The organism is Schaalia radingae, from assembly GCF_900106055.1.
Classification (GTDB): domain Bacteria; phylum Actinomycetota; class Actinomycetes; order Actinomycetales; family Actinomycetaceae; genus Pauljensenia; species Pauljensenia radingae_A.
Genome location: NZ_LT629792.1, coordinates 1,581,071 through 1,593,047, shown reverse-complemented (window position 1 = coordinate 1,593,047; position 11,977 = coordinate 1,581,071). Strand labels below are relative to the sequence as shown.

General features: G+C 60.5%; 10 protein-coding genes. 5 read left to right on the top strand and 5 right to left on the bottom strand.

Annotation, left to right across the window (positions count from 1 at the left end):
* Nucleotides 1-2: 2 nt before the first annotated feature.
* The 5 genes from BLT69_RS07025 to BLT69_RS07005 are packed head-to-tail and all read right to left on the bottom strand — an operon-like array spanning nt 3 to nt 5,745.
* Nucleotides 3-1,382 carry a DUF58 domain-containing protein gene (locus BLT69_RS07025; protein WP_257590286.1) on the bottom strand — a complete coding sequence of 460 codons (1,380 nt, stop codon included), beginning with the start codon at nt 1,380-1,382 and terminating at the stop codon, nt 3-5.
* Nucleotides 1,379-2,377, bottom strand: a complete 999-nt coding sequence (locus BLT69_RS07020; protein ID WP_092649119.1) for an AAA family ATPase — start codon at nt 2,375-2,377, stop codon at nt 1,379-1,381. The genes BLT69_RS07025 and BLT69_RS07020 overlap by 4 nt, the downstream gene beginning before the upstream one ends.
* Nucleotides 2,378-2,396: 19 nt before the next feature.
* The gene (locus BLT69_RS07015) at nt 2,397-3,578 is read right to left on the bottom strand and encodes a DUF4350 domain-containing protein (protein WP_092648712.1); all 1,182 of its coding nucleotides are present in this window, start codon (nt 3,576-3,578) and stop codon (nt 2,397-2,399) included.
* Nucleotides 3,575-4,306, bottom strand: a complete 732-nt coding sequence (locus tag BLT69_RS07010) for a DUF4129 domain-containing protein (protein WP_092648711.1) — start codon at nt 4,304-4,306, stop codon at nt 3,575-3,577. Before BLT69_RS07010 ends, BLT69_RS07015 begins: the two co-directional genes overlap by 4 nt.
* Nucleotides 4,307-4,320: 14 nt before the next feature.
* Nucleotides 4,321-5,745, bottom strand: a complete 1,425-nt coding sequence (locus BLT69_RS07005) for a DUF7847 domain-containing protein (protein WP_092648710.1) — start codon at nt 5,743-5,745, stop codon at nt 4,321-4,323.
* A gap of 163 nt (nt 5,746-5,908) precedes the next feature.
* Between BLT69_RS07005 and mtrA the strand changes: the two genes are divergently transcribed.
* From mtrA to hpf, 5 genes are all read left to right on the top strand, one after another.
* A complete protein-coding gene (gene mtrA, locus BLT69_RS07000) occupies nt 5,909-6,589 on the top strand; it encodes an MtrAB system response regulator MtrA (protein WP_092648709.1) in 681 nt (226 codons plus the stop codon).
* On the top strand, nt 6,570-8,228 hold the full coding sequence (mtrB, locus tag BLT69_RS06995) for an MtrAB system histidine kinase MtrB (protein ID WP_257590285.1): 1,659 nt from the start codon (nt 6,570-6,572) through the stop codon (nt 8,226-8,228). Before mtrA ends, mtrB begins: the two co-directional genes overlap by 20 nt.
* A complete protein-coding gene (locus BLT69_RS06990; RefSeq protein WP_162272395.1) occupies nt 8,225-9,964 on the top strand; it encodes an LpqB family beta-propeller domain-containing protein in 1,740 nt (579 codons plus the stop codon). Before mtrB ends, BLT69_RS06990 begins: the two co-directional genes overlap by 4 nt.
* 48 nt (nt 9,965-10,012) lie before the next feature.
* Complete coding sequence (locus BLT69_RS06985; RefSeq protein WP_257590284.1) at nt 10,013-10,786, top strand: ComF family protein; 774 nt, start codon at nt 10,013-10,015, stop codon at nt 10,784-10,786.
* A 177-nt stretch (nt 10,787-10,963) separates the two neighbouring features.
* On the top strand, nt 10,964-11,638 hold the full coding sequence (gene hpf / locus BLT69_RS06980; RefSeq protein ID WP_058237022.1) for a ribosome hibernation-promoting factor, HPF/YfiA family: 675 nt from the start codon (nt 10,964-10,966) through the stop codon (nt 11,636-11,638).
* Nucleotides 11,639-11,977 lie beyond the last annotated feature (339 nt).

Below are 11,977 nucleotides of genomic sequence, written 5' to 3'. Positions count from 1 at the left end.
TGCTAGGCCAGTCCCTGGCCTTTCAGCTGCACATACAAGTCAGCCAGTTTGGCGCTGAGCAGACCCGCCGACACGTCGAGCGTCATCACACCGATGCGATTGAGTTGCTCACAGGCCTGACGGATCTCACGGCGGGCAGCGGAAGCAGCTGCCGCGCCATACACCTGATCAATCGTGTCAGATTCTGACAGCATGTGATCCAGATGCGGGTCACGCGCCGATGCTACGACCACACGATGATTGCGCGACAGGGCTGCCACAGAATCCACAAAGTCAGGATCTGACCCCAACGGCGGAACTTCGGTAACCAGGACCAGCAGCGAATGGTGATGCACCATGCGCCCTACTTCCACAATCACCTTATTCCAGTCAGTAGGTTCAACGGTGGGCTGCACGCCGGCAAAATCGATCGCCAACTGGTTGAGAAGGCGCGGCCCCGTCAGACCGCTGACACGGGCACGCACCTGACGGTCAACCGCCATCACGTGCACCTTGTCCCCACCTCGATCAGCTAAAGCCGCCAGAAGCAGCGTCGCTTCAATACCTGAATCCAGGCGAGGCGCCGACCCGACATCCACCACGTCAGCGTCATGCGTATGTTCTTCAACTACTGAAAGGTCGCTGCTGCGAATCATCTCCACATCTGTGGGGCCCAAAAGCAGGGATCCTGCGCGCCCGGTATCCACAACGATCACTACGTGGCGATCTCTTTCAGGGCGCCACGTGCGCACCATGAGGTCGCGTGAGCGGGCAGTGGCACGCCAGTCAATGTCACGAGGGTCATCACCGATGACATACTCGCGCAGAGAATCAAACTCGGTGCCCGGTCCGCGCAGAACCGTGGCCGTCGACCCATCCAGATCGTGGAGGCGCTGCAGTCGGGACGGGAGTAGGCGGCGCGAGCGGAACTCCGGGATCACTGTCAGCGTCAGGTCAGCTCGCAACGACACCTGACGGGACCCCAGCCGAAGTGGACCCCACGCGCGCACGGTGACAAAATCAGAAAAAACCGTGCCACGCCTGGCAGGAAAAATCGCTGTCCGCAATCGCGCCTTACCGTGCGCCTCGAGACGCACATGGTGACGACGAGGGTCCTGGCGCACCGACGGCGGCCATGCATCGCGCACATCCATGTGCACGACCCTGCCGGAGGGATTTGCCAGAGTGAGGGTGCAGACTGAATCAGTGCCGGCACGAATAGGTGAAGGCGTCTCCCTCGTGACTTCCAGCCTTCGCGGCGAAAGCGCGAGCGCACTGTCAACCAGCACCATCGCCACCACGAGGAGGAACCATGCGACCGTCAATGTCATCGTGGGGAAAAAGATGATGGGGATGATGCCAAGCGCCGTGAGGGCGACAGCTCTCCACGAAGGGATAATCACCGTGGAACCGCCACCGTCGCCAGGACGTTGTTGATCACTGCCGTTTTTGTCGTACCTTCCAGTTCTGCTTCAGCATTCAGTGAGAGACGATGCGCAAGAGTTGCCGGCGCCATCGCCTTGACGTCATCAGGAGTGACAAATGATCGACCCATCAGGAACGCCCACACCCGCGACGTGGCCAACAGGGCGGTACCGCCTCGTGGCGAGACACCGAGCGATGTTGCCGGGGAACGACGGGTTGCCTGGACAAGATCGACGATGTAGGCGATTACTGCGTCGTCCACGTTGATGTGCGCAGCAGCCTTTCGGGCCAGAGCCAGATCATCAGCCGTGGCGACAGGTTCCACTCCCGCCTGTCTGAGCTGCAGAGGATCGAATCCGCGCTGGTGACGCGCCAGCACTTCCCGTTCCACATCTGCCTGCGGAAGCGGCATGTCGAGCTTGACCAGGAAACGGTCCAGCTGCGCTTCAGGCAGGGGATAGGTTCCCTCCTGCTCAACGGGGTTCTGCGTGGCGACCACCATGAACGGCTCACGCAGACGATGAGTCGTGACATCAACACTGACCTGGTGTTCTTCCATTGCTTCAAGCAAAGCGGACTGGGTCTTTGGTGGGGTGCGGTTGATCTCATCGGCCAGCAGGATATTCGTAAAGACCGGGCCTTCGCGAAACTCGAAGGACGAATCGCCCGCGTTCCACACCATCGACCCGGTGATGTCAGCCGGCATCAGGTCGGGCGTGAACTGGACTCGTGTCATCTCAAGATCCACAGCCGCAGCAAGGGACCGCACCAGCAGTGTCTTCGCAACGCCGGGCACACCCTCAATCAGTGCATGTCCGCCTGCCACGAGCGCAATAATCAAGCCGGTGACGGCCTGATCCTGGCCGACAACCGCTTTGCTGATCTCGGAGCGGATCCGCAGCAAGGATTGCTGGGCTGACTCGAACTCTTCTTGAGAGAACTCGTGAGAAGACTGGTGAGGTGGGGTGCTCATCTGGTCATTGGTCATCTGGTCACTCATGGCGAATATCAGCCTCCAATTGTTTGAGTTCCTGTGCAAGGCGGGCAAGATCCTGATCGTTGGTGGGGGCCGGCCCCCACAATGTGTCGTCAGCACGCATCACATCCACACCTGAGGCTCGAATTGCCTCGGTCAGCGCGGCGCGTGAGGAATGGTCAGTGACCCCTAGGCGGCGGGCAATCCTTCGTGCCGTGTGGACGCGCAACGACGTGGCTGCGTGGGCGTGCGCACGGTTGGAACGCAGGAGTCGTCCTCGTCCCTGGACGGTTTCAATGGCGGGGACAGGCGTGGGCAGGTTTTCAGGAACGAGGCGACCAAGACGCACGCCTTTGACCCACGCCAGCATTGCCATCGTCAGGCCCAGCAGTAAAATTCCGTATTTGAGCCACAGCGGCATCGGAGGGGCAGGTGCGGCAACCGTCGTGCCGGCGTTCAGTGAGCCCACGAACCACACCAGGTTCGCGTTGCGGCCCAGGGTGTTCAACGCCAACGCAGCATTACCCGCCTGAGCGATCGTCTTGTTCTGCACCACCGCCCCGCCGGGAATAATGGCGCGGAACTGGTCACCCTCGATCTTCTCAGCGTAGACAAATTGGCCGGAAGACTGCTCGAAGCACCCGGTCCACGGTTCGTGCACGCTGACTGTGACCTCGGACTTCGAAATCTTTCCGGCCCGTTTGGCCGCCTCGGACCGGCACGTTGAATCCTCCAGCAAACGAACCGTCGCAGGGACGTCTGGTTTCAGGACACCAGGCAGAAGCTGGGACGTGCCGGCAAACGTGACGCCGTTGAATTCCGGGCCGGTCATCTGACCGTTCGCGATCCACACGATTGAGTCGATCCGGTCGGTGTACATCTGAAAATTCAGTGGCACCACATCTCCTGCGACTGCGAGCGTGGTATCAGGCTGCTGAGCGCGGGCGATAGCGTCCTCCGGCGAAGACGTGACGAAGACATTCACCCCTTGTTCGCGCAGGACTTCAATGAGGGCGGCCGAGCCTTCATCGTGCAGATTTCCGGCGGAAAATGGGCGCCGATCCTGCGAATTGGTCGGGATAATCAGCAGGAGCGCCATGCACGCGACAATGATGCCGATCAGGATCAGCAGGGGTTTGCTTTCGCGCAGTCGTTGCCGTGCGGACAGCGTGGCGACCGTGGCTCGTTGCTGATTCACTTGGCCCCCTGGGCTGAGGGAGCACGGTCAGCGTCTGAGGGTGAGTGTTCAGATACTGAGCCGTCTGGAGACGAGTCGCCTGACGGTGGGTCACCTGCGAGTGATTCGCCTGAGGAGGTGCGTGACGTGCGTAGCGCTTTCGTCAGTTTCATCAGGCGGGTGACATCGTCACGTGTCGGAGTTGACCTGCCGTACAGGACAGCATCGAACAGCGCGGCCGCATTGACGAGGGAGTCGCGCGAGTCTGGAAACTGCGCGCTGGCAGCCGTGGCCGCTTCGTGAGCGGTCAGGCCGGGCGTGGCACGCACGACGTCACGCTCGTCAAGACTCAGGACCAGGTAGCGCATTCCCCAAATGAACGCCTGCGCGAAGTCCGCCTCTTTCAGATAGCTAGATGCGTTGTCATGCGCCTGGCGTGCGGAGACGTCCTGGTCGGACATGACCGAATGAGAACGCACACGGTTGCGCAGGCGAATGGGGTTGAGGATCAGCGCGACAATGAGAAGCACGGCAAAGACAGCCAGCGCCACCATGAGAATCTTGAAGCCGGGCAATGTAGGGAAAGACTGCTCCTGAAGAAATCGCAGGATGCGCTGCAGGAGTGTCTCACCGGACTTGTCGACGGGGTCTGGAAACTGATAGCGCGTCTTGGAAAGCTCGCGTTGGAGCCACTCCTGAGCCTCTGGGGCATCCGGAGTGACGGGCACGTCCAGGTTGACGATTCGCATCAGTGGCCTGCCAGTCAGGCGCGGGCAGCTTGAGCCAGGGCGGGGCCGAGGTTTTCCTTGCGCATGCGTTCATCGACATACATCAGTGTCGTAAAGCAGGCGACGACCGGCAGCGTGATGGCTTGCGCGATCGTTGTGCCCAGGACGGACGAGACGAACAAAATGGTGGGGGAGCCGGTCAATGCGAGCAGGCCCGTGACGGCACCGACCACGCCGCTGGCGACAGATACAAGCGCAGTGAGCAGAATGTAGATCAGCGCGTAGCGTCCGAATGTGCGCCAGAAACTGCCTTTGGTCAGCTTCCATGAGCGTTTGATGGAGTCGATCAGGCCGGCGCGTTCGATGACGATGACGATTTCGACGTACAGGAGTCGAATCAGCAGGAACAGGTAGACCAGCGAGACAATGAGTGCCGCGACGGTGGCAACAAGGAGCATGATGACAATGCGCTGCATGTCGCTTTCCTGAGCACTTCCCAACTGAGTGAGCACGAAGATCATCAGCGCACCGATGGCGATGCTGGGGATCGACAGGAGCAAACCGTACAGGGACAGCACGCCTACGCGTGACTTGATCTGGTTCCACGCTTCCGCCAGTGTGCACGCCCTGCCCAAAACAGCGTCCTGAACGGTTGCGCACAGCACGCCGGTGACCAGCACGGTGGAGATTGTCAGAAGAACGGTGGTAGTCACCGCGTTGATACCGAGGTTGGTGGCGATGCTGGACAGGTCGGACAGGATGAAGTCAATGAGAACGGTTGGGTCTTCGTCAGTTTGGTCGATCAGCGGGAAAAGCTTGTTGAAGACCGAATCGACCGTCAAAGACGAGATGATCGCGGTGATCACTGCGACGATCAGGACGACGACAAGGGTGAAACCGAAAACAACAGACGGGTTCGAACGCATCGCACGGAACGTTCCCTCGAACAGTTCACCGATCTGGAGAGGGCGCAGCGGAATGACCCCTGGCTTAGGGTCACCCAGGCCCCATTGCTGCGCCCGAGGAGCATTCTGCGGGGCAGGGCCGGCACCGGGAGCAAAGTTCTGATCACCGCCCCCTGGCGCCGAGTGGTCGCTTGCATGCGACCACTGGGCGGAAGCCTGTGAGGCTGGCTGGCCGGGTGTGGCGAATTGGTCAGATCCATTGGCAGGCGGAGCGAACGACGTGCGCTGTCCCCACCGCGGTGGCGGAGCACCCCAGGATGAATCAGGCCCTTCACGTGAGTCGGAACCTGGCCTATAGGCTCCGGCGTGGCCAGATGCCCCGCCGGTAGCGGTGGAATCAAATTGTGATGCGGAAGACGCGGATCCAGAACCTGGTGCTGACCAGGAAGCGTCGTGGCCGGCTTCGGGCGCGGTCTGATTGGCCTCGTAAGGCGGAGACGATGCGCCCTCCGATGCCGATTGGTCGAATGTACGCGACTGATCGCTTTCACTCATGGTCTGACTCCTTGGACATTAGTGTCAGTGCAGTGATCGCTTTTAATCGTGCCATGAAGTCATGGACAATTCTATTTTTCACGACCGTGAGTGCCACAAAAGGAACGGAAGTTGAAAGCGGGTCGACTGTAAAAATTGTCCATTTCGTGACACTATTGTGATTATGGCAGCACATATCCTGGTGGTAGATGATGACGTCGCACTGGCGGAGATGATCGGCATCGTCCTCGAATCTGAAGGCTTCATCGTCACCGCAGCGGAAGACGGTGATCGTGCGCTCGATGAATTCCACACCGATGCTCCAGATCTGGTGCTGCTGGACCTGATGCTGCCGGGAATTGACGGCATTGAAGTATGTCGTAGGCTTCGGCGCGAATCCGACGTTCCCATCGTCATGCTGACGGCACGCTCCGACACTGCTGACGTGGTGGCCGGACTCGAAGCCGGTGCAGATGACTACGTACCCAAGCCGTTCAAACCCAGGGAACTTGTCGCCCGTGTGAAGGCCCGCCTGCGAGGTCGAGACGAAAGCGCCGAGGAACACCTGCGCCTGGGCGAACTGTCCATTGATGTGGCCGGACACGTGGTGCGCCGAGGCGGCGAGACAATTGCGCTGACACCGCTCGAATTCGACCTGCTGGTTGCGCTGTGCCGCGCCCCGTGGAAGGTGTTCACGCGCGAGGAACTACTGGAAAAAGTGTGGGGCTACCGTCACGCTGCCGACACTCGTCTGGTCAACGTCCACGTCCAGCGTCTGCGCTCGAAGATCGAACGCGATCCGGAGCGCCCCGAAATCGTCATTACTGTGCGCGGAGTGGGGTATCGTGCCGGAACAGGGTCGTGACACTGCGCCGGAATCGGACGCGACCACTCGGCAACCGCGCTGGCATGAACGCCTGTGGCTCTGGCAAAAGGCACGCAGCTCGCTTTCAGTGCGTATCGCCCTGTCACTGTGCGCCTCGGCGCTGGCACTGCTGATTATCTTTGCTCTGATCACGTCCGAGCAGCTCACCGACAGTGTCTTCGATAACAGGAAAGACGCCATCTTGGAGGACGCTGGTGTTCGATTCGCTTCCGCGCAATCCATGTTCGACCAGTCGACAGCCTCCAGCCCTGACCAGGTTCAGGAGCTGGCGCGTCGAATGGTGGCTAATGTGCGTGGTTCAGCTGCCGGCGCCGGAGCAGTGTCGGTGATGGTGCTCCGCTCGCCCTCGTCCGACACTAATTTCCGCATCAACGAAATTATCAACGTCGACTACTTGACAACCATCACGGACCCACTGCGTGACGCGGTTGTTGAATCGACCAGCGGTCAGTGGCAATCCGTGGCGCTGCACGACAGGGATGGCAGTGAACAGCCGGGCATCATCGTCGGCTCTCAGGTCAACCTGCCGCGCGCCGGGCTGTACGAAATGTACATTATCTACTCGCTCAAACAGGAACAGAACATCATCACGATGGTGATGCGCTCCCTGGGCTGGGCCGTCATCCCTATTGCGATCGTGTTGCCGCTGGCAGTTTTCCTGATTCTGTATCACCTGATGGGTCCGGTGCGCATCACCTCGTCCGCCGCATCGCGACTGGCCGAGGGCGACCTGCACGCACGCGTACCGGTGACAGGTGTCGACGAAATGGCTCGCTTGGGACAGGCCTTCAACAACATGGCGGATTCCCTGCAACACCGCATCACCGAGTATGACGAGCTGTCGAAACTCCAGCAGCGTTTCGTCTCCGATGTCTCACATGAACTGCGCACCCCGCTGACCACAATCCGCATGGCGGAAGTGATGATCTGGAAGGATCGCGACAACTTATCCCCATCGACGAAGCGATCCGCCGAGCTCCTTCATGAACAGGTCGAACGTTTTGACTCCATGCTGGCTGATCTTCTGGAGATTTCCCGTTACGACGCCCAAAGCGCCCTGCTGGATGCCGAGTCCACGGATCTGCGTGCACTCGCGGCGAAAGTGGTCAACGATCACAGTGAACTCGCTGAGCGCCTCAACGCGCCGATCATCATCCACAACCCAGAGAACAGATGCGACGCGGAGATCGATTCGCGCCGCGTCGAACGAGTTGTCCGCAACCTCGTTGTCAATGCGATCGAACACGCCGAGCGCCGACCCATCGATATCGACATTGCCGCCACCGACACCGATGTCGCCCTGCGGGTGCACGATCACGGCGTGGGGATGAGTGAAGAGACCGTTTCCCATGTCTTCGACCGTTTCTTCCGTGCCGACCCCGCTCGCACGCGCACAACAGGTGGAACCGGGTTGGGCCTGGCAATCGCGCGCGAGGACATCAACCTGCATGGCGGCACCATTGAAGCCTGGGGCGTGCCGGGAATGGGATCCTCATTCCTCATCACGTTGCCGCGCAAGGTGGGTGCAGCCGTGGCATCCCGCCCGCTGGAACTTTGGAAGGATGAATGGGGCGAGGGGCGCGAGGATGGTTCGTCCGAAGGAGGCGCGGCGGAATGAGGCTGAATCGAATCGCGCGTGCATGCGCTATGCGGCACCGGTCAGCAGGTTCGCACGTCTCGCAGTCGCCGGTCCTTATGCGTGCACTCGCATGCGCAACAGGCATTGCGATGGCATTGTCAGCTGCTGCCTGCTCAGTGTTGCCGACTGCCAGCTCGCCCCACCCGTTCGACGTTCCCACGCCATCAGCCGAACCGGTTGAAGTAACGGCAGGTGGCCCGGCCCAGGGCAGCACCCCCGACATGCTGGTGTCCGATTTCCTGCTGGCGTGCGCTGCCGGCACAACTGATGACTTTGCAGCGGCGCGCCTGTATCTGACTGAAAAAGCTGCCCAGACGTGGCAGCCGACCACAATGATTCAGGTGTATGCGACCGCGTCAACACCCTCGACACAGTCGCAGGAAGGAATGGGCGATGTGACGACAGATGTCACCGCCCCCGCGGTCGCAACAATCGACGCTAACGGTGTGCTGACACCCTCCGAATCGGGTTCTCAGATCGCACGGTCGTTCCACTTGGTCCAGGTAGATGGTCAGTGGCGCATCGATTCTCTGGACGATGGGGTCATGGTGTCGGAAGCTTCCTTGACAGCCTCCCACCAGCTCGTCTCCTTGTATTTCCCGTCCAATGACGGGGGAGCGCTGGTGCCTGATCCGCGGTGGTATCCGATTCGCCGCCTGGCTACTCACCTTATGGAAGGACTCCTCGCGGGACCGTCCCAGTCGATCGCGCCGGCCGTCACCTCGGCGATTCCAGAAGGCGTAGCCCTGGGCGCTGGAGGAATCAGCGTTGACAACCAGGTGGCCAGCGTGGCACTTAACGGGCAGGTCGCGCCGGTACAGGACCCGACGGAACTGTACTGGCAGATCTACACCACGTTAACGCAATCCACGTCCGTCACCTCGGTGCGCATTGTGTCTGAGGGTGCGACGATCGAGGACCTGGCAGTGCCGCTGGGTCCCGACTACCGCATGGACAGTGCGGTGGGGATTTCAGATACAGGTTTTGTCAGCGTATCTGGCAATTCCACGCGCCTGCTTCTTACCCCGGAGCAAATTGGGCCAGACGCGTCCAAGCCGGCAATTGGACCCACCTCTGATGCTGCGATGGCGTGGGTGGGGCAGGACACTGTCTATATTGCTGACGGTGATGGCGGGCAGGTCGCGCATCCGGTCGCCTCGCCCTCATGGCCCTCAGTTGACCGCTTCGACATGGCGTGGACAACGTCGTCAACCACGCCCGGTTCTCCCATTTACATCATGGGGCTGGGCGGCACCTACATTGAGCTCCCCTCACCATTTGACCACTCCCACACTATTCAATCGGTGGAGGTCTCACCTGACGGTGCGCGCCTGGCTCTGATACGCGGGGTCGGTACGACCCGTTCGGTCTGGGTCGCGCCGATCGTGCGTGACCCTCAGGGAGTGCCGACCAGCGTGGGCACGCCCATCCAGGTCAGCGCCACGTCTGCCACGGTCAATGACGTGTCGTGGGCTGGCACCGTGACGCTCGTGTTCGACGAGTCCGCCTCGGATTCTTCACCTCAGATCCGCATCGAGCCCCTGGGTGGATTCGGCTCCACCATGCCTGTGCCTGGTGAGGTCGAGATGATCAGTGGAGGGGCGACACCCTCGAACATCTACATCCGCACCCGAGAAGGGAACCTGTATTCGCGTTCAGGGTCGGTGTGGCAGGCCGTGGGCGCCCCCGTTCGCGAGATTTCCTATCCGGGCTGAGACGGGTTATCCACAGAACGGCCCGTGTGAGTCGACACGAGGCACCTAATGAGGTCTGCTGGAGGGGTGGAATACGCCGACGCAACTCACCTTCTGCATCGCACATTGACGAGGGGGTCCCATGCGCTGTCTGACCTGATCTTGCCCGTGCAATGCGTGGGGTGCGGTAAGTGGGATGCGATTCTGTGCAAGCGTTGCCGTGCCATTGCCACGAATGATCCGGGCACCTGGCAGGCGGTTGAGGTGAACGAACAGCAGATGATCATGGCGTGGGCACTGGGTGAATATGCGGGAGCGCTGCGTTCGATCGTTCTGGCTGCCAAGCATCGTCCACGCGTAGATCTGAGTGAATTTCTGTGGCGCTGTGGGATCACGCTGGGGGAACATGTGGCGCGCGAGGCGGCGTGGCGAACACTTGATGCGGATGAAATATGGGTCGTGCCGGCTCCGTCACGCTTTGCCAGGCGTTTTCGCGGACAACTCGTGGCGCTCGATGTGGCGCACGGAGTAGCGGTGGGTCTGTCGCATGCGCGCGTTGATGCTGATGGTGGGCGCTCGCGGATGCGTGTACGCGTCATCGATGCAGTGCGCTTGCGTGTGGGAAGCAGCAGCCAGTCTGGGAAAAGCGGGGCTGCTCGCGCCGCAGGACGCAGCGGGTCGATGATTCGGCGTGTCGATATTGTGCCCAAAGTGAACGTCATCCTCGTCGATGATGTGATGACGACGGGGGCGACGGTGCGTGAAATGGCGCAAGTGCTGGGGCCGCCGGTTCAGGCGGTCGTCACTCTGTGTCGGGTCAGTGCGACAGGCACACCCCAGTAACGTGAAATACGTCACGACCATGCATTATGATGGAAGGCACATAACAGAAGGCAGGTCGGTTCCGTAACGTCGGGCCTGCCGCGATACAGGGGGTGATAACAACACTCACCGCTCATCGCAATGAAGCGTGAGCACTGTTGACGTGGGCACCGGGCCCACTGAATCTCTGGAGGAGACATGGACATCACAATTGTCGGACGTAATGCCGAAATCCATCCGAATTTCCGTGAGTACGTTGAAGAGAAGGTGTCGAAGACAACGCAGTTCTATCCGCGGGCACAGCGCGTGGACGTGGAATTGACCCACGAAAGGAACCCGCGGCAAGCCGACACCGCTGAGCGTATCGAGCTGACGGTCTACGGGAAAGGCCCCGTCATCCGTGCCGAAGCAACCTCAGCGGACCGCTATGCGGCAGTTGATATCGCAGCGGGAAAGCTCTTTGAAAGGCTGCGTCGTGCGCGCGACCGCGCGAAAGATCATCGGCGCCATTATCAGCCACACCCGCATGAGGAGTTCGATCCGCGCACCCTTGAATCCGAACTTGAACCCGAGGCAAAGCCAGCCGCCGCGCCTCGTGCCGAACTGAAGAGCGCGTACGACCTCAAGCCGGGTGAGGCCCGTGAAGAACAGCTGGGTGATTCTCCCGTCATTGTCAGGCAAAAAGTCCATGAAGCTGAGCCGATGAGTGTGGATGAGGCGCTCGACCAGATGGAACTGGTTGGTCACCCATTCTTCCTCTTCGTCGACAAGGAAACACACCAACCGTGCGTGGTGTATCACCGTCACGGCTGGACCTACGGTGTGATCCGCCTGAATACTCGAATCGGAGAAGGCGAATCGCGAGACGACTAGGCGAAATAGGTCAAAGCATCGGTGTAAGCGCTGACCTGATAGCCATCGCGCTGGCCTGTTGTTCATAGTGCTGTCAGTTCATCGTGCTGACCTGTTAGTTCACAGCGCCGGCCTGATAGGTCTTGGCGTCGGCTTAACCGCTGACTGGCCCCTTATGTGGCCCGCTGCCTTGGCAGCGGGCCACACCTTTGTATGCGTGAAAGCTGTACCAGCGATCGGTGCTGCCGCCGCGGACGCGTCTTGTGCCTTTCTCCCTCGTACCCGCTCTCGCGCCGCCATTCGCGCGTGCTCATCTCTTGAGCCCGCGCCTTGTACGGGTTCATCCTTCATGCGTGCCCC